19 protein-coding genes and 2 pseudogenes are annotated in these 17,674 nt (G+C 64.6%); 16 read left to right on the top strand and 5 right to left on the bottom strand.

What is annotated here, in order from left to right; all coding sequences use genetic code 11:
* The 9 genes and pseudogenes from OOZ63_RS28550 to OOZ63_RS28510 all read left to right on the top strand — a co-directional run.
* Positions 1 to 185: pseudogene (locus tag OOZ63_RS28550) on the top strand (4-carboxy-4-hydroxy-2-oxoadipate aldolase/oxaloacetate decarboxylase); the annotation flags it as partial.
* A 20-nt stretch (positions 186 to 205) separates the two neighbouring features.
* Complete coding sequence (gene pobA / locus OOZ63_RS28545; RefSeq protein WP_266009228.1) at positions 206 to 1,381, top strand: 4-hydroxybenzoate 3-monooxygenase; 1,176 nt, start codon at positions 206 to 208, stop codon at positions 1,379 to 1,381.
* 3 nt (positions 1,382 to 1,384) lie between these two features.
* Positions 1,385 to 2,296: an amidohydrolase family protein gene (locus OOZ63_RS28540; protein ID WP_266009226.1), complete on the top strand. Its 912-nt coding sequence runs from the start codon at positions 1,385 to 1,387 to the stop codon at positions 2,294 to 2,296.
* A 4-nt stretch (positions 2,297 to 2,300) separates the two neighbouring features.
* A complete protein-coding gene (ligA, locus tag OOZ63_RS28535) occupies positions 2,301 to 2,744 on the top strand; it encodes a protocatechuate 4,5-dioxygenase subunit alpha (RefSeq protein ID WP_266009224.1) in 444 nt (147 codons plus the stop codon).
* A 3-nt stretch (positions 2,745 to 2,747) separates the two neighbouring features.
* Complete coding sequence (locus tag OOZ63_RS28530) at positions 2,748 to 3,614, top strand: class III extradiol dioxygenase subunit beta (RefSeq protein WP_266009222.1); 867 nt, start codon at positions 2,748 to 2,750, stop codon at positions 3,612 to 3,614.
* A complete protein-coding gene (locus OOZ63_RS28525) occupies positions 3,611 to 4,588 on the top strand; it encodes a Gfo/Idh/MocA family oxidoreductase (protein ID WP_266009219.1) in 978 nt (325 codons plus the stop codon). The genes OOZ63_RS28530 and OOZ63_RS28525 overlap by 4 nt, the downstream gene beginning before the upstream one ends.
* 4 nt (positions 4,589 to 4,592) lie before the next feature.
* Positions 4,593 to 5,372 (top strand): SDR family NAD(P)-dependent oxidoreductase, encoded by a 780-nt coding sequence (locus tag OOZ63_RS28520; protein WP_266009218.1) that lies wholly within the window; start codon positions 4,593 to 4,595, stop codon positions 5,370 to 5,372.
* A 23-nt stretch (positions 5,373 to 5,395) separates the two neighbouring features.
* Positions 5,396 to 6,430, top strand: a complete 1,035-nt coding sequence (locus tag OOZ63_RS28515) for an aromatic ring-hydroxylating oxygenase subunit alpha (RefSeq protein WP_266009216.1) — start codon at positions 5,396 to 5,398, stop codon at positions 6,428 to 6,430.
* Entirely contained in the window at positions 6,427 to 7,398 is a 972-nt protein-coding gene (locus OOZ63_RS28510; protein ID WP_266009214.1) for a PDR/VanB family oxidoreductase, read from the top strand. Before OOZ63_RS28515 ends, OOZ63_RS28510 begins: the two co-directional genes overlap by 4 nt.
* 41 nt (positions 7,399 to 7,439) lie before the next feature.
* On the opposite strand, the gene OOZ63_RS28505 is transcribed toward OOZ63_RS28510, so the two are convergent.
* The 4 genes from OOZ63_RS28505 to OOZ63_RS28490 all read right to left on the bottom strand — a co-directional run bounded on the left by OOZ63_RS28505 (position 7,440) and on the right by OOZ63_RS28490 (position 11,673).
* Positions 7,440 to 7,931 (bottom strand): MarR family winged helix-turn-helix transcriptional regulator, encoded by a 492-nt coding sequence (locus OOZ63_RS28505; protein WP_266009213.1) that lies wholly within the window; start codon positions 7,929 to 7,931, stop codon positions 7,440 to 7,442.
* Between the two features lie 235 nt (positions 7,932 to 8,166).
* A complete protein-coding gene (locus tag OOZ63_RS28500; RefSeq protein ID WP_416234800.1) occupies positions 8,167 to 9,702 on the bottom strand; it encodes a diguanylate cyclase in 1,536 nt (511 codons plus the stop codon).
* 277 nt (positions 9,703 to 9,979) lie between these two features.
* Positions 9,980 to 11,068, bottom strand: coding sequence for a hypothetical protein (locus tag OOZ63_RS28495; RefSeq protein ID WP_266009210.1), 1,089 nt, complete (start codon positions 11,066 to 11,068; stop codon positions 9,980 to 9,982).
* Positions 11,065 to 11,673, bottom strand: coding sequence for a hypothetical protein (locus OOZ63_RS28490; protein WP_266009208.1), 609 nt, complete (start codon positions 11,671 to 11,673; stop codon positions 11,065 to 11,067). The genes OOZ63_RS28495 and OOZ63_RS28490 overlap by 4 nt, the downstream gene beginning before the upstream one ends.
* A gap of 50 nt (positions 11,674 to 11,723) precedes the next feature.
* On the opposite strand from OOZ63_RS28490, the gene OOZ63_RS28485 reads away from it, so the two are divergent.
* From OOZ63_RS28485 to OOZ63_RS28465, 5 genes are all read left to right on the top strand, one after another.
* A complete protein-coding gene (locus OOZ63_RS28485; protein ID WP_266009206.1) occupies positions 11,724 to 12,470 on the top strand; it encodes a hypothetical protein in 747 nt (248 codons plus the stop codon).
* 70 nt (positions 12,471 to 12,540) lie between these two features.
* Positions 12,541 to 13,137, top strand: a complete 597-nt coding sequence (locus OOZ63_RS28480) for an RNA polymerase sigma factor (protein WP_266009204.1) — start codon at positions 12,541 to 12,543, stop codon at positions 13,135 to 13,137.
* Entirely contained in the window at positions 13,134 to 13,811 is a 678-nt protein-coding gene (locus OOZ63_RS28475; protein WP_266009203.1) for a hypothetical protein, read from the top strand. The genes OOZ63_RS28480 and OOZ63_RS28475 overlap by 4 nt, the downstream gene beginning before the upstream one ends.
* The gene (locus OOZ63_RS28470) at positions 13,808 to 15,103 is read left to right on the top strand and encodes a S8 family serine peptidase (protein WP_266009202.1); all 1,296 of its coding nucleotides are present in this window, start codon (positions 13,808 to 13,810) and stop codon (positions 15,101 to 15,103) included. The genes OOZ63_RS28475 and OOZ63_RS28470 overlap by 4 nt, the downstream gene beginning before the upstream one ends.
* Positions 15,104 to 15,211: 108 nt before the next feature.
* The gene (locus OOZ63_RS28465; RefSeq protein WP_266009201.1) at positions 15,212 to 15,826 is read left to right on the top strand and encodes a hypothetical protein; all 615 of its coding nucleotides are present in this window, start codon (positions 15,212 to 15,214) and stop codon (positions 15,824 to 15,826) included.
* A gap of 190 nt (positions 15,827 to 16,016) precedes the next feature.
* On the opposite strand, the gene OOZ63_RS28460 is transcribed toward OOZ63_RS28465, so the two are convergent.
* Entirely contained in the window at positions 16,017 to 16,379 is a 363-nt protein-coding gene (locus OOZ63_RS28460) for a transposase (protein WP_266009199.1), read from the bottom strand.
* 227 nt (positions 16,380 to 16,606) lie between these two features.
* On the opposite strand from OOZ63_RS28460, the gene OOZ63_RS28455 reads away from it, so the two are divergent.
* Complete coding sequence (locus tag OOZ63_RS28455; protein WP_266009197.1) at positions 16,607 to 16,840, top strand: hypothetical protein; 234 nt, start codon at positions 16,607 to 16,609, stop codon at positions 16,838 to 16,840.
* A 245-nt stretch (positions 16,841 to 17,085) separates the two neighbouring features.
* Positions 17,086 to 17,674 (top strand): annotated as a pseudogene (locus OOZ63_RS28450) (hypothetical protein); the annotation flags it as partial.

The following is a 17,674-nucleotide window of genomic DNA, read 5'->3' as shown; positions in this document are numbered from 1 at the left end:
TTGCCGACGATGACGGCGTGGTTTGTGTGCCGGCCGCGCGGGCCGCGCAGACGCTGCAAGCCGCCAGCGCACGCGAAGCCCTTGAGGCAGCCAAGCGCGACCAACTGGCCGCCGGCGTGCTCGGCCTAGATATGTACAAGATGCGCGAGCCGCTGGCCCTGGCCGGGCTTCGCTATGTCGATTGATGAATAGCAGCCCCCCACTCATGAAAACCCAGATCGCCATCATCGGCGCAGGCCCCGCAGGCCTGCTGCTTTCCCATCTGCTGCATCGACAGGGCATCCACAGCATCGTGCTGGAACGACAGACGCGCGATCATGTGCTGTCGCGCATCCGTGCCGGCGTCCTGGAGAGCACCAGCGTGGAGGTGCTACGCGCCGCCGGTCTGGCCGACCGCATGGACCGTGAGGGACATCCGCATGACGGCATGCGCATCGCCTGGGCTGGCCGCGACAGCTTCTATGTCAACTCGGGCCAGATGCTGGGCCGGCCCTTCGTAACCTATGGACAGACGCAGATCCAGCAGGATCTGTTCGCCGCCGCTGACGCCCGCGGCCAGTCCCTCCTGCACGGGGTGCACGGCATCACACTGCACGGCATCGATGGCGCCAGTCCCAGCCTCGCCTTTACACACCAAAGCGAGAACCGGGAGCTGAAATGCGACTACATCGTGGGCTGCGACGGCTTTCATGGACCTTCACGAAGGGCTATGCCTGCCGGCGTTCTGCGGGAGTACGAGAAGGTCTACCCCTTCGGCTGGCTGGGCATCATGGCTCGAGTCAAGCCGCTTGACGACGTGACCTATGCCTACCACCCGCGCGGCTTTGCATTGGCCTCGCGCCGCAACGACAAGCTCGGCCGGTTCTACATCCAGGTCCCGCTGGAGGACAAGATCGAGGACTGGCCTGACGGGCGTTTCTGGGCCGAGTTCAAGGCGCGCTTCCCGCAGGCGATTGCCAGGCAGATCGAGGAGGGCCCGTCCATCGAGAAGTCCATCGCGCCGCTGCGCAGCTTTGTGGCCGAGCCGATGTCTCACGGCCGGCTCTTCCTGGCCGGCGATGCCGCCCATATCGTTCCGCCCACCGGCGCCAAGGGCCTGAACCTTGCAATTTCCGATGTGCACTACCTGTCGCGAGCCCTGGCATCGCGCTACCACGATGCCAGCGAAGAGTTGCTGGGCAACTACAGCGCCACCGCGCTGCGGCGCGTCTGGAGCAGCGTGCGCACCTCCTGGCACCTCACCAATCTGCTTCACAGCTTCCCGGCCGCGACGGACTTTGAGCGGCGCGCGCAGGAGCACGAACTGGCCTATCTGCAGTCCTCGACACGGGCTCAGGCCGCCCTGGCCGAGCAGTATGCCGGCCTGCCGCTGGAGATCTGAGACATGCCTTATCCGAAGACGCCCGGCTGGCTGGATTGGCACCCCCAGCCTTCGAAGCCGCGCTTTCAGCTGCCCGCCGGTGCGGTCGATGCGCACTGCCATGTATTCGGCCCCGGCGCCGAGTTCCCGTATGCGCCGCAGCGCAAATACACGCCCTGCGATGCCGGCAAGCAGCAGCTTTTCGCGCTGCGCGATCAGCTGGGATTCGCGCGCAATGTGATCGTGCAGGCCACCTGTCACGGCGCCGACAACCGCGCCCTCGTCGACGCATGCATCGCCTCGGGCGGCAAGGCCCGAGGGGTCGCCACGGTGGGCCTGGCCATCAGCGATGCCGAGTTGCAGGCGTTACATGAAGCCGGTGTGCGCGGCGTGCGTTTCAACTTCGTCAAGCGCCTGGTGGATTTCACGCCGAAGGCCGAGCTGATGCGTATCGCCAGGCGCATTGCCAAGCTGGGCTGGCATGTGGTGGTCTATTTTGAAGCGCAGGACCTGCCCGAGTTGTGGGACTTCTTCAGCGCCCTTCCCACCACCGTGGTGGTTGACCATATGGGCCGGCCGGATGTGAGTCTGCCGATCGACGGCCCGCAGTTCGCACTGTTCGAGCGCTTCATGCGTGAACACCCCCATGTGTGGAGCAAGGTCAGTTGCCCGGAGCGGCTGAGTCTGAGCGGACCGTCGGCGCTCGATGGCGAGCCAGCGCCCTACCGCGACGTCGTGCCGTTTGCGCGTCGTCTCGTCGAGCAGTTCCCCGACCGCGTGCTCTGGGGCACCGACTGGCCGCACCCCAATCTGAAAGACCACATGCCCGACGACGGCCTGCTGGTGGACTTCATCTTGCATATCGCCCCCACCGCCGAGCTGCAGCGCAAGCTGCTGGTCGACAACCCGATGCGCCTGTACTGGCCCGAGGAGTGAACCCATGGCGCTTGAGAAACCCTATCTCGACATCCCCGGCACCACGGTCTTCGACATGGACATGTCGCGCCAAGGCTATTGGCTCAACCAGTTCTGCATGTCGCTGATGAAGGCCGCCAACCGCGCGCGCTTCAAGGCGGGCGAACGCGCCTATTTGGACGAGTGGCCGATGAGTGAGGCGCAAAAGGCGGCCGTGCTGGCCCGCGACCTCAACGCCTGCATCCAGCTGGGCGGCAACATTTATTTCCTCGCCAAGATCGGCTCGACCGATGGCATCAGCTTCCAGCAGATGGCCGGCAGCATGACCGGCATGAGCGACCAGGAGTACCGCGACATGATGATCAACGGCGGCCGCTCGCCGCAGGGCAACCGCTACCTCGGCGAGGACGGCGATGCGCAGCCTCAGCACCAACCGCAAGGCGCCGCCGCGCGCCGCCAGAAGGTTTGAGCCATGGCCACCATCACCGCCTCCGTCTACACCTCCCATGTCCCAGCCATCGGGGCCGCACTGGATCAAGCAAAGACCGCCGAGCCCTACTGGCAACCGGTCTTCAAGGGCTATGAGTTCGCCAAGCAATGGGTGAAGGCGCAGAAGCCCGATGTGGTGCTGCTGGTCTACAACGACCACGCGACCGCTTTCAGCCTGGAGATGATCCCCACCTTCGCCATCGGCACCGCCGCCGACTACGAGATCGCCGACGAGGGTTTCGGGCCACGCCCGGTGCCCGCCGTGCAAGGCCACCCGGAGCTGGCCGCACACATCGCGCAATCCCTGATCCAGGATGACTTCGACCTCACCATCGTCAACAAGATGCCGGTAGATCACGGCCTGACCGTGCCGCTGTCGCTGATGTTCGGCGAGCACGATCCGCTGAAGGATGCATGGCCGGTCAAGGTCATCCCGCTGGCGGTCAATGTGGTGCAGTACCCGGTGCCTTCGGGCCGGCGCTGCTTCCAGCTCGGCCAAGCGATCCGGCGTGCGGTGGAGCGATTCGATGCCGAGCTGAAGGTGCAGATCTGGGGCACCGGCGGCATGAGCCATCAGCTGCAGGGCCCACGCGCCGGCCTGATCAACCGTGAGTGGGACAACCGTTTCCTGGACCGCCTCATCAGTGAGCCCGCCGCGCTGTCCGAGGTCTCGCACATCGAGTACGTGCGCGAAGCTGGCTCCGAAGGCATCGAACTGGTGATGTGGCTGATCGCGCGCGGTGCGATGGCCGATATCGCCGGTGGCCCGCCACCCCTCGTCGCACAGCGTTTCTATCACGTGCCGGCGTCCAACACCGCCGTAGGCCATCTGATCCTGGAGAACCAATGAACAACACGCCCCTGCGAATTGCGCTGGCCGGTGCCGGCGCCTTCGGCATCAAGCACCTGGACGCGCTGCGCCTGATCGACGGTGTGCAGGTCAGCGCCTTGATCGGCCGAGAGTTGGACAAGACCCGCGAAGTCGCCGCCCGCTACGGCATCGGCCATGCCGGCACCGAACTGTCAGAGGTGCTGACGCGGGATGACGTGGATGCGGTCATTCTTTGCACGCCCACGCAGATGCACGCATCGCAGGCTTTGGCCTGCCTAAGCGCGGGCAAGCATGTGCAGGTCGAGATTCCGCTATGCGATCTGCTCGCGGACGGCCAGGCCGTGGTGCAGGCTCAGCACGCGACCGGCCTGGTCGCGATGTGCGGGCACACACGGCGCTTCAACCCCAGCCATCAATGGCTACACCGCAAGATCAAGGCCGGCCAGTTCAACATCCAGCAGATGGATGTCCAGACCTATTTTTTTCGTCGCACGAATATGAATGCGCTAGGCCAGCCGCGCAGCTGGACCGACCATCTCCTTTGGCATCACGCCGCCCATACGGTGGATCTATTCGCGTACCAGGCCGGCAGCCCCATCGTGCGAGCCCATGCGATGCAAGGACCTCTCCATCCGGCGCTGGGCATCGCGATGGACATGAGCATCCAACTGCAGACCGCTAACGGTGCGATCTGCACGCTCTCATTGAGCTTCAACAACGACGGGCCCATGTCGGGCCAAGGTACCTTCTTCCGCTACATCGGCGACACCGGCACCTATATCGCCCGCTACGACGACCTGGTCAACGGCAAGGAAGAACCGATCGACGTCACCCAGGTGGACGTCTCCTTGAACGGCATTGAGCTTCAGGACCGCGAGTTCGTCGCGGCGATCCGCGAAGGCCGCGAGCCCAATGCCAGCGTGGCCCAGGTGCTGCCCTGTTATCAGGTGCTGCACGGGCTGTCACAACAACTCGAACACCTCGGGGCATAGAAGCATGAATCTCGAATATCAAGCCGCCGTCGTGACCGGCGCAGGATCTGGTCTGGGCGAGGCGGTAGCCCGCGCCCTGGCCAGGGCCGGTGCGCGCGTGGCGCTGCTGGACATTAATCTGGACGCCGCCACGCGCGTCGCGGCCGACATGCGCCAACAGGGCGGCCATGCGCTGGCCCTGCGATGCGATATCAGCGATGCCGACTCCGCCACTGCGGCGCTGGACGAGGCAGCTGCGGCCCATGGTCCGACCCGGGTGCTGATGAATATTGCCGGCGTGGGCGGGGCCAAGCGCATCATCCAACGCGACGGCTCAGCGGCTCCGTTGGACGACTTCGAACGAACGCTGCGCATCAATCTGCTGGGCACCTACAACATGGTGCGACTGATGGCCGCCCGTGCCGCCCTGCTGGAACCGATGGAGGACGGCGAGCGCGGCGTCATCGTCAACACCGCCTCGGTCGCGGCCTTCGACGGCCAAGTCGGGCAGGAAGCCTACGCGGCCTCCAAGGCCGGCATCGCCGGCATGACGCTGCCACTGGCACGCGACCTGGCGCAGTGGGGCATCAGAGTCTGCACCATCGCGCCCGGCATCTTTGCCACGCCTTTGCTCAAGGAGCTGCCGCAGGTGGTGCAGCAGTCGCTGGCTGACGCCATCCCTTTCCCGAAGCGCCTGGGCCACCCGGATGAGTTCGCCGCGCTGGCCCTGCACATCGCGAGCAACGGGCACCTCAACGGCGAAGTCATCCGCTTGGACGGCGCCCTGCGCCTGGCCCCGCGCTGATCTGATAGATGAAGGAGAGATCGATGTTCCCGCTCAACACCTGGTACGTCGCCGCGCGCAGCGAAGAGATCCCGACCGGCCGACCGCTGGGCCGACGAATCTGCAATCAGCCGATGGCGCTGTTCCGCAGCAGCGCCGGCCAGATCGCCGCCGTGGAGGACTTCTGCCCGCATCGGGGCGCGCCGCTCTCGCTGGGGCGGGTCGAGGGCGACACCCTGGTCTGCGGGTACCACGGCCTGGCGATGGGCTGTGACGGCAAAACCGTCGCCATGCCTTGCCAGCGTGTGCGTGGCTTTCCAGCTATTCGCAGCTTTCCCATCCATGAGGAGCATGGCTTCGTGTGGGTCTGGCCGGGCGATACCGCCAAGGCCGATGTGGCCGCCATCCCGAAGTTTGAATGGCTGGGCAATCCGGCCTTTGCCTATGGCGGCGGCCTCTACAACATCGGCTGCGACTACCGGCTGATGATAGACAACCTGATGGACCTGACGCACGAGACCTATGTGCACTCGACCAGTATCGGCCAAAAGGAAATCGATGAAGTGCCCTGCCAAACCCGCGTCGACGGCGAACAGGTGATCACCGAGCGCTTCATGACGGCCATCGAAGCGCCGCCCTTCTGGAAGATGGCGTTGCGACTGAACGGATTGCCCGACGAGCAGTTGGTCGACCGCTGGCAGATCTGCCGCTTCACGCCCCCCAGCCACATCATGATCGAGGTCGGCGTGGCCCTGGCTGGCCAGGGCGGCTACGCGGCGCCCGAGGCGGTCAAGGCCGCCAGCTGGGTGGTGGACTTCATCACGCCGGAGACCGACACCTCGATTCACTATTTCTGGGGAATGGCCCGCAAGTTCAAACCGCAGGACCAAGCACTGACGGACAGCATCCGCGAGGGCCAGGGCAAGATCTTTGCGGAAGACCGAGAGATGCTGGAGCGCCAGCAACTCAATCTGCTGGCCTGGCCCGAGCGCAAGCTGCTGATGCTCAATATCGACAGCGGCGGCGTGCAGTCGCGCAAGCTCATCGACCACATGCTGGCAGCGGAGGCCCACACATGAGCACGGCACAGCCTCTGCTGCAACTGCGGGTGGCAGCCAAACGGCCCGCCGCACAGCAGATCGTGGAGCTCACGCTCGAAGCGCTGCCGGGTCAGGTTTTGCCTGCTTTCGATGCGGGTTCGCATCTCGACCTGCACCTGCCTGGCGGCCTGATCCGCCCTTACTCCATCAGCAGCGATCCAGCCGAGCGCGGGCACTATGTCTTGGGCGTTCTGCATGAAGCCGCTTCGCGAGGCGGGTCCATCGCAGTGCACCAGCAATTGCAGGTCGGCCACATCTTGAGCACTAGTCCGCCGAAGAACAACTTCCAGCTGCGGGCAACACCCGCTCCCAAGTTGCTGCTGGCCGGTGGCATCGGCATCACGCCGGTGCTGAGTATGGCCCGCCAGCTCGCACGCGAGGGCCGGCCATTCGTACTTCATTATGCCGGCCGATCGCGCTCGCACATGGCCTTCCTCGATGCTTTGCAGCAAGGCAGGCTGGCCGCTCATACCCAGCTGCATATCAGCGACGAGGCCGGCACGATGGACATCGCTGCTGTGCTGGATGCACAGCCGGTCGATGCAGAGCTCTATGTTTGCGGCCCGGCTGGCTTCATGGATGCCGTGTTCGACAGCGCTCGAGGGCGCGGCTGGCAAGCCGCGCGGCTGCATCGAGAGCTCTTTGCTGCGGCACCGATGCCCGCCGCCGATGGCGCGGACCGCCCCTTCGAGATCCAGTTGGCCAGCAGCGGCCGGCTCATTGCGGTGCCGGCTGGCTACAGTGCCGCCAAAGCCATGCAGGATGCTGGCGTGCCGCTGTACACCTCATGCGAACAAGGGGTGTGCGGCACCTGCCTGACTACCGTGCTCAACGGTGAGCCAGAGCATAGGGATCAATACCTGACCCCCGAAGAGCAGGCGGCCAACACTCAGTTCCTGCCCTGCTGCTCGCGTGCTCGCAGCGCTCGGCTGGTGGTCGACTTCTGAGCCTGGGCAACAGGCCTCCCGACCCGAGGCAAGAGGAAAGCTCAAACGGCCAGGCGGTCCAGCATCTGCATCAGGCTGCGCCGCTCGGCCGCGGTAAACCCCTCTGAGAGCCTGACCTCGTACTCGCTCAGCTTCTCGCTGAGAAGCTCCAGATAGTCATGCCCTTGCTCGGTGATCTCCAGGGAATAGCGCCGCCGATCCCCTTCCACGTCGACACGACGCACCCAGCCTGAGGCCTCGAGGGTATCGACAACCTTCAGCACACTCGGACCCGCGACGCTCAGTTCCTTGGCTAGGGCCGACTGGTTGATCCCAGGGTTCATCGCGATCAGGGACAGCGCTGTCACACGCGCAGGAGACAAGTCGAGTGGCGCCAAGGTCTTGAAGAACAGATCGTAGGCACGCACCTGCGCCAGACGCAGCTTGTAGCCCAGCGCATCGCTCTGGAAGTCAAATGCGGCGGTCGGCTTGCGCGCGGGGCGCTTGCCGCGTCGCGCGGGCGCGCTCAGGTCCGGGCTGTTATTTTTGGGCATGCGAACTCCTTATCCAAGGTAACGATCATACCTAGCGCGCCGCTTCGCCAGCATGATGTCGGCGTCGAAGCGAAACACCCTCGGCATTACCTTGGCTCCAGGGGCATCGGCGGCGGGCGGGCAGGATGCGCAGGCCGAGCAGACAGCGGCCTGGGCGGCGCAGACGCTAAGCACCAACTCCGAGCAGGGCGGGGCCCTCGACCCGGTCGAGCTTAAGCGCTCAACACGCTGTTGATCATCCGACAACGCGGTTGCGTCCCGCCCGCTTGGCCGCGTAGAGGCGCTGATCGGCGATCTCGAGTAGAAGCGGGCCGGTGCCCGCTTCACCGGCGCGCGCCAGTCCAATGCTCACGGTCACGACGAGCCCCGGAGCCACCGAAGTCCAATCAAAACCAGCAATCGCGCGGCGCAGCCTTTCAGACGCGGCAAGCGGGTCGGCATTGGGGCCGCCTTTGAACAGCACGACAAACTCTTCGCCGCCGATTCGGCCGGCCAGGTCACCGGGCCGGATGTTGTCGCGCATCAGACCGGCCAGTTGCTGCAGGACCGCATCGCCGATGGCGTGCGAGAAGCGGTCATTGACCTGTTTAAAGTTGTCGACATCAATCAACGCGGCGGAACAGGCACCAAATTCGCCCTCCAAAAACGCCTCGACCCTTCGCCGGTTCGGCAGGCGCGTCAGCACATCCTCGTTGGCCTGACGTTCCAGAACGCCGGCGCGGCGGCGCAACTCGTCATTCGACGATGCCAGCTTGCGAGCCCGTGCGCGCTCTTTCTCGATGTCCACACGCAATGCCGCGACGCGCGCACTACGGCGCGCCCGTTCGGTGCTCATGCGAGCATGCACTCGGTGGAAGGCCCGGTAATGATCGAGGGCCTCCTGAAGACGCTGGCAACGCTCCAACGCTTGCGACAGATGCTCCATGATGACAGCTCGATGTGGTTCCGAGTGGCATTGCTCCAGAGCCTGCTCGAAGGCAAGCACCGCTTCGTCTGGGCGATCCATGGCCAGGAAAATCTGTCCCAGTGAGTCTTGCAGGTGAGCCGAGTGGCGCGGCAGAGCCCCGGCGTACCGGGACTCCCACCGCCGCAGCAAGCGCATCGCCTCGGGAGCCTCGCCAACGAGTGTCAGCGACTCCGCGAGGTTCAAGAGCGCGCTGGTTTCATAGCCGGCATGGCCGACCTGGCGCGCGATCTCCACAGCCTCTTGCGAACGCGCAATGGCCTCCCTCTCCAATCGCTCGGCGCCGATCCGATCACCGGCTTCGCGCGCCTGGGCGGCCTGGGCGGCGAGCACACAGGCCACCGTGTCCTGTGCTGCGCAGTAGGTGGAGGGATCGGGCAGTTGGCGAGCAAGCTCGGTCGCATGCAGGCAGTTCTGCATGGCCAGTTCCAGCTCATCAAGGTGCAGGTAGACCACGCCCAGCGCAAGCACGGCGGACTGCTCCACAGTCCGGGCCTCATCGTCGACCCGGCCGTAGTCCTCCAACACCTCCAGCGCCAGAATCACGAGGTCCAGCGCAGCCTGGACTTCACCAGCTGACTCCAGGCACCGTGCCTCGAGAATCTGTGCGCGCGCAAGCAGGGCCGGCTCACCCACCGACACAGCGGCGGCACAGGATTCGGCCGCAAGCAGTATCGCCACATCGATCTCGCCGGCCATGTAGTGGCACTTTGCGATCCAGTACTTACTTTCAGCCAGTTCGGCGTCGTGGCCGGCAGAGGCCAAGGCGTCGCCGGCATGTTCGAGCGCGCGCGGGATGTCCGCCACAGCCAGAGCCGCCTTGCACGCCGCCAGTGGCCCGAAGAATCTCGCACCTGGCCCGCTTTCAGGCGCGGTACTTGCGTCGGACGGCAGACTCGCTGCTGCCTGTGGAATGGGCTCGCACTGCAGAGTTTTCGACTGGTGGGCGAACGCCCCCGAATCCGGATATGCCACGTGGTTTCCAAAGTTTGCTCAGCTCGCTTTGGATTGTGTGATGGCAACTCCTGGGTGTCCATCGGGGTCGATCGACCGACCGGCACACTGGCCGATCGGTCCGGACACGCTAAAAGAAGGCGTGCAACTCGACGAAAGCTTGGCGCCGGTTATCCAGCGCGTTCTGAGGAATGCCGCCAAAGCTGCGATAGCCGGTACGCAGCTGCGCGAAGGCGATGGGCGTGTACTCGTAGATCAAGCTGTAACGAACCTTGTGGTCGTTGCCGATGCGTCGGTCCGGGTCCAGAAACTCCCCGCCCAGTTTGAGGTTGTGTCCTTGAGCCATGAGCCAGTTGGCCTCCAGCAGCGAGGCGATCTGGCGGCGTCTGCCCTCGGGGAAGCCGCTGTCGCCGACCATGTCGACCTCGGCAAGCCAGGCGACCGGACCGGTGGTTGTGCCGGCAAACAGCGCCCAGGCGTCGCGATTGCCCCCAAGCGATTTGACTTGGGCCATCGCCAGGCCGACCCGCCCCCAGGGCTGCAGCCAGCTCAGTTGAGCTGTGATCTGGTGGCCGGCGTCGCTGCGTCGCTTGCCCGCTCCGTTGGTATAGGCCAGTTGCGCGGACCAATCGCCGCGCTCCATGCCCAGCTCCAAGCCCTTGTCAGGCACGGTCATGCTGACCCCACTGAGCTGGCGAACGAAGCTAAGGCTGTCCTGCAGCCGCCATCCAAACGGCAGGTAGAACTGACCGGCTTTGGCGTACCAGCCCATCCCAGGCGTCGACAGCCTTACATAGGCCTCCTGACGCAAGGACTTGCCGGGTGACACCTGCTGATCCAAGTAGACGCCGAGCCAGTCCTTGACCAGCTGCACATCGGCGTAGAGCCTGGCTTGCTCGGTGCCGCTGACACGTTGTGTGGGCTGGCCTGACACTTCAGTGCGGGTCGTGGCGCTGCGCAGGTCACCCCCCAGCCGTAAGCGCTCATCGAACAAGCTGCCAGTCCAGCCGGAGAGAGCTTGCGGCAGCGGATTGGCCGCGATGCTGCCCTTGGCAAAGGCATTGCCGACCGCATTGCGCAAGCCACCACCGCTCGTGTTCACATGGCAGCCGGAGCACTGCATGCCGTAGCGCACTGCCAGATAGGGCTCCGCCCAGACCAAAGCAGGCAGCGCTAGCAACAGCAGCATGAGACGGCGCATCCAGCGATGCGCGCTCATTGCGGCGCTCCGCTGTCGATCCACTGGCGTATCAAGCCGATGGTCGTCGCGTCAAGAAAAGGGCCACCCAAAGGCATGCGTGCACCGACGGCAGCATGTCCCTCGAGCTTGTGGATCAAGTAGCTGTTGCTTGCATTGCCGGGCTGCACCCGCTTGAGCGACGGCACCTCTACGCTGGCCACGTCGACCAGCATCATGTAGCTGTTGCCGACATCCAGGCGCAAACCTGCGGGCGCCGCGCCGCCGGCATGACAGCCCGAGCAGACCGGCGTGAACACCTGCGCCTGTATCGATCGGAAACTGGCCGTCATCGGGCCTCCCGAATCGTCCCCCTCCCCCACTGGCCGTCCATTGGCATCCAGACCATCCCCGCTGCCACCACCGCAGCCGGCCGCCAGTGCCGCCAAGACGCACGCGGCGCCCCATCCCCATTTCACCGATCGCATGAGCTTCCTTTCGCATTCAGCCATTGACTCGCAGGTGAGTGCCTGTATGGTGCGAAAAGGTTGAATGTCGAGACCGAAAACTGCAGAGTTCGGCGGGGATGAAGTGCGGCTGATGGACTGGCGACTGTTCTTCAAATCGCTGACGGCGAGAAAAGGCATTGATGCAAGAATGCTGTCTCCCCGCTTGCCCCCCGTCAATAGCACCTGCCTTGAGCTCGAACTCCGTCATTCCCGCCGCCAGGGCTCAGCGCCTGGACCACTGTGCGCCGACCCTTTTGAACGTCATTTTTGCCGTGCTATGGGCCGGCGCCTGGGCGTCCGAAGTTCGGGCACAGGCGCGCGAATGGTCCGCCGAGGTGGCGCTGAGCAGCGAGCTCACCGAGCGCGGCGCCTTTGTTGGCGAGCGCAAGCCGGTTCTACAAGGCGTCGTCACGCTCTATGACCCGCGCGGCTGGTCTGCGGGGCTGGCGCTGGGCCTGCAGGAGGCTGGCAGCCGGACCTCGCGGGTGATTGTCCGTGCCGCCCAAGACTGGGTACTGAGCAATGACTGGCAGTCACAGGCCTCCTTGCAGTACTACGCCTACCCGGGTGATCGGGCCTCGCGGGTATTCGACCGCGCCGAAGCCGGGCTGAACTTCGGCTTCCGGGATCTTTGGGTGTTCGGTGCCTCGCTCTACCACTACCCGCACACCCGCAGCGACAGCGCGCCTTTGCGCTGGACGCTCGACGTCGGTGCTCGCTGGCCGCTGGGCGAGCAGTTCTCGCTGACCGCCGCGCTCGGCCAGGCCAGTGTGCAGCCGCGCGGGCGCTATAGCTATGGCAGCACCGGCCTGGCCTGGCACCGGCAGAATTGGCGCGTGGAGCTCAGCTATTTGAGCACCGATCGACGCGCGCGCTCCCTGCTGACTGCCGGCACGCCGGGGCACTGGTCGGCCGCGCTGACACATTCTTTTTAAGCCGCAAGCAACTTTTAGGCGTGTTGCAGGCACTCACCTGGCAAATGTTCACATTTTGTTTCTTTTGCCCATGACCGCCTCCTCCCGCGACGATGCCACCGATCTGACGCTGCTGCGCCAGGTGGCAGCACGTGATCGCGCCGCCTTGGCGACGCTCTACCGCGGTTACCACCCCAGGCTCTGCCAATTTTTGGCACGGCTGACCCGTCGCGGCGAACTGATCGAGGAGATCATCAACGACTGCTTCTGGATCGTCTGGCAGAAGGCCGAGAGTTTTCGGGGTGACTCCCGGGTCTCGACCTGGATCATGGGCATTGCCTACCGCTGCGGTCTGAAGGCCCTGCGCCAGGACGGCGGGGCCGACCTCGGCACGATAGCGCTGGACGACGAGGCCCACGAACATCAGCAGGCTTTGAGCGACAACCCCGGGGACGGTCGCGAACTGCGAGACTGGCTGGCCAAGGGCATGGACCGGCTCTCGCTCGACCAGCGCCTGGTGCTGGAGCTGGCCTATGTCGGCGGCCACTCGCTGGAAGAGATTGCCGTGATCACCGATTCCCCCGTCGGCACCGTCAAAGCGCGCATGTTCCACGCGCGGGTCAAGCTGCGCAATCTGCTGCCCGTGCTGGCTGATCGGCAGGTCCCTGCCCAAGGAATGCGGAAATGAAGCCTACTCACACCGACCCTCAGAATCAGGACCTGTCCCATTTGCTGACGCAACAGACCTTGCCCTGGATCGTCAATGGCAGCGCCAGCGAGGCCCAACGCACCAGCGCCGCCCAGCATCTGCTGGGCTGTGCGGCCTGCCGCGCCGAACTCGAGCACCAGTATCTGGTGCGAGACGCCTTGTCGCAGCCCCCCACCCACGCGCCAGCAGTCGAACCCGGCCTGGAGCGCTTGTTCAAACGGCTTGATCTCGACGCCCAGTTCGAACAGCCCGCGCCAACTCTTACCGCCACTCCAGCGCCCACCAGGCGCGGCCGCACGCGCACCAGCTACGCACTGGCTGCCTGTGTGGCCCTGCAGGCCTTGGCGTTGGCGGCATTGTTACCCCATTGGTTTGCACAAGACGCCACGGACTTCAAGACCTTGAGTCAGTCGCCCGGTACCGAAGCCACGCCAAAGGCACAGATCCGTGTCGTACCCGACGGGCGACTCACGCTCGCCGACTGGAACACGCTGCTCGATGAGCTCGGCCTGCAGGTCAGCGGCGGCCCCAATTCGGCCGGCGCCTACGCGCTCTCGTTCGTCGATACGCGCCGCAGCACTGCACAGACCGTCGAGCGGCTGCGCAGCACACCCGGAATGCGCCTGGTCGAACCGATAGGAGACTCCCCGTGAAGGCCTGGCTGCCAACACTGGCCCTGTGTTGCTGGCTGGCCGGCTGCAGCAGCCTGCCGCTGGTCGGGCCGCCGGCGGCCGCGGCAGCAGCTGAGCTCGCCCGCGGCGGCGAAGCCAGGATGCAAGCAAATAGCGAACGCTTTGTCGTGGTGGCCGTTGCCAACCCGCTGGAACGCGTGCCAAGCCGGGCTGGCACCAGTTTATCCAGCTATGGCGGCCCGCCTCGCTACACCCAGGGCAGCCGCGCGGCACGCACGCTGGCCGCCATCGCGCATGAGTACAACCTGCGGGAAACGGCAGCCTGGCCTATCCCGACCCTCGGTGTGCACTGCGTGGTCTTCGAGATCGCCGCCAACGCCGAGCGAGAGCAGATCGTCGCCCGGCTCAGCCGCGATGAGCGCGTACGGTTAGCCCAACCCTTGCAAGACTTCTCGGTGCACGCCACTGGGCAGTCCGCGACCGAACTCGTCTACAACGATCCCTACTTGCCACTGCAACTTGGCTTTGCGGCGATGAAAACCGCACGGGCCCATCGTCTGAGCACCGGCAAGAGTGCCCATATTGCAGTCATCGACACCGGCGCACAGACCGAGCATCCGGATCTGCGCGGCCGCATCCAGGCCGTCGACAATCTGGTCGACGCGGATCGCGCCACCTTCGAACTTGACCGTCATGGCACCGAAGTCGTCGGCATCATCGCTGCGGCAGGCAATAACGGGCGAGGCATTGTTGGGATCGCTCCCGACGCGCGCATCAGCCTCTACAAGGCCTGCTGGTATCCGCCGGCGCCGGCTGCGCCACTTGCGCGATGCAACTCCTTCACGCTGGCCAAGGCGCTGGCGGCGGTCATGGCGACCGATGCGCGCATCCTCAACCTCAGCCTGGGCGGACCCGGCGACCCGCTGCTGGCTGAACTGCTGACACAGCTGATCAAGCAGGACCGCCTCGTGATCGCTGCGCAGCCACCGTTGAGCCGGCGCAGCGGCTTTCCGGCCAATGTGCCCGGCGTGATCACGGTGGGCATGGCAGAGTCGCCAGGGCAAGAAGCCGTGCTGCGCGCGCCAGGGCGCGATGTGCTGACGCTAGCACCAGGGAGCCGGTACGACTTCGCCAGCGGCTCGTCGATGGCTGCGGCCCATGTCAGCGGACTTGTGGCGCTGCTGCAGGCCATCGCACCTGGGGTGGATCGTCAGGTCGTCGAGAAGATTCTCGGTGGCGGTGCGGCGCTGCCCGACGCGCTTCTCGCACTAGAAGCCTTGGCGCCCCGGGCGCGCCGGGTGGCCGAGCGCTGAAGCCGGCGGCATCCGACGCATATTTGCGTCCAGACGCCGCAACCAAAGCCATCGCACCGGGCACTCACCGGGCAACAAGCACCTCAAGCGCCATCGGCCAAGGACTCCATGTTGCTCAAGAACGCCCTTACCTTCTGCCATCTTCTCGCGATGGCCGTGGCCGTCGGGAAGATGCTGGACTTCGACTTTCGATTCCTCCGCTCGGTCCACATGCGCCCGTCGCCACAGCTGCTGCAGGACCTGGGCGGCACCAAAACCACGATGACTCTCGCCCTGATCGCGCTGTGGTTCAGCGGCGCGGCCCTGGTCTATCTGGGATACGCCCAAAACCCCGAGTACCTGATGAACGAGAAGCTGTGGGCGAAGATCTCCACGGTGATCGTACTCAGCGTGAATGGCCTGTTGATGCATCGCTTCGCCTTCCCGATCCTCAAGCAAGGCGGTATCTTCCTCGATCTGCCGCAAGCCCGAATGCTCGCACTGACCCTGTTTGCGGCCATCTCGTCGGTGTCATGGCTGTATGCATCCTTCCTGGGTATCGCCCGCTCCTGGAACAACACAGCGCCCATCAGCTACACCATGGGCATCTATGCGACGCTTGTGCTCGGCGCTGGCGCGGCCGCAATGCTCGGCATGAGCCTGCTTCGACAGCAACACGTCAAACGTGCCGCCCTGCCCTCGTTTGCCGATACGGAGATCAATAAGGCGGGTTGCCCCAACTGACTGGACCATTCGTCGCCGAAGGTTCAGGGGCTGAGCTTGTCAGGAGCAAGGAGGCTACCAAGTCAGCTCCAGATTAGAACCGTGCCTCAGCCAGCGCCTTGATGACCGACTTTTTGGCGGGTGCGCAGCGCCCCGCATCGACGACGAGCTTTGCCACAAGCCCGCGTAGGTCGAGGCGATGGTTGAACCGTTATGCAAACGCTGCGAGGCAAGCGGTGGCGTACTTTCGGTAGTTGAGCGAATGAAACGCGCCGGCCAGCGAGGTCTTGAGATTGCCCAGCACGGTGTGGATCCATTTGAACTCGGGCAGATCTCGGGGCTTCAGCGCGCCGACGACCCGAGGCATGTGGAGACAACCGGCATCGGCCACGGCGGCAACGCAGCCCAGGCCATCGCTGAACACGATCGTCTGTGGCGCTAGATTGACCTGCGCCCATCGGCTGATGGCGTTGAGCGTGGAGCCGCTGACAAGACTGAGCTTGAGATGGATCGGCTGGCCGCGCTCATCGAGCGAGTCAGCTTGCGCCAGTTGTCGAGTGGTACTTGCCGACATCGGTATGCCACCCCCATCGACACCATGGTCGATATGCAGGGCTTGATGGCTGACGGCCTGATCAACTACGAGCCCATCAGTGCTTTGGAGCCGAACGAGAGACCCTGGATCGCTTTGGCGAACGATGCCTCGCCCGCGAAACGCACTGGCGGGAGCGTCTGCGCACTGCGATCGCCCGAGCCATCGTTCGGCGCCACCGCCTCTTCATCCTCGACAAGGCGACCTCAATGCCCGATGCCCACACCGCGCAAGAAATCATGCAGAACCTGCTGGCGCTCTTGCAAGGCCGCAGCCTGATCGTGATTGCCCACCGCCTCGCCACCATCCGGCATGCCGACGAGATCGCCGTGCCGGCGGGCGGCGCCGTGGTGGAGCGGGCCGACCACGCCACGCTGATGGCGCTAGGCAGCACCTACGCGGCGATGTGGCAGCACCAAACGTCCGAGGAATGCCGGTGCTGAGATGAACCGTGCTTGGATTTCAGGGGTCGCCGGCCCTCATGCCTTGTGGTCAGCCCGCGCCTCAGGCTCATGGAAATGAAAGGCGGCAAGACTGCTCCCAATAGCAAGCACCTTGGCTTGATCGATATTCAGCCCGGCACCCAGCCACCACGGCGGCCTGAGGAGATTCGGAGATTTTCAGAAGAGCTTGACAAAAAAACATAAACTCTTTGTAAATCAATTAGATAGCCCTCTACAATCTTGTCATGGGCAAAGAGATTCTGAGTCTCATCCGTGCATCCGGAGCCTGCGGAATGGCCCCGGACATGCTGATGACGTCCCTTGAGGAGCGGCTGAGCCGCTCCACGCTCAATCGCCAGCTTTCAGCGCTCGTGGCCCAAGGAAGCATCAAGCCGCTCGGGAAAGGTCGGTCGACGCGCTACGTGAGCACCACGCCCTTCACGCGCGCAGAGGTCGACGCCTACTTTGCCCGGCCGGCGGCCGAGCGTCCACTGGCTCCGTTCAGGCAGGAGTTGCTTGAGCCGACTCCCAACATCGACCCGGAACGAGCATTGCGATGTACGCAAATCCAGGGCCTGGCCCACAAGCCGGACCGGAAGTACCTCGCTCAGTTCCTCGTCCTGTTCGCATGGTCCTCGTCCTTGCTCGAAGGGAGCACGTATTCGGAGTTGGATACGGAGGCGCTGATCAAGTATGGGGAGAGGAACCCTGACAAGCCGATGGAGGATGCGCTCCTCGCGCTGAATCACAAGCTGGCAGGCCAGTACCTGTGGGATCACCGTGAGTTGTCGATGGAGACGGTGTGCGCGATGCACGACCTCCTGACAGACGACC

Source organism: Paucibacter sp. PLA-PC-4 (assembly GCF_026241155.1).
Classification (GTDB): Bacteria; Pseudomonadota; Gammaproteobacteria; order Burkholderiales; family Burkholderiaceae_C; genus Roseateles_E.
Note: the sequence above shows the minus strand (reverse complement) of the source record. Positions and strands in the feature narration are given on the sequence as shown.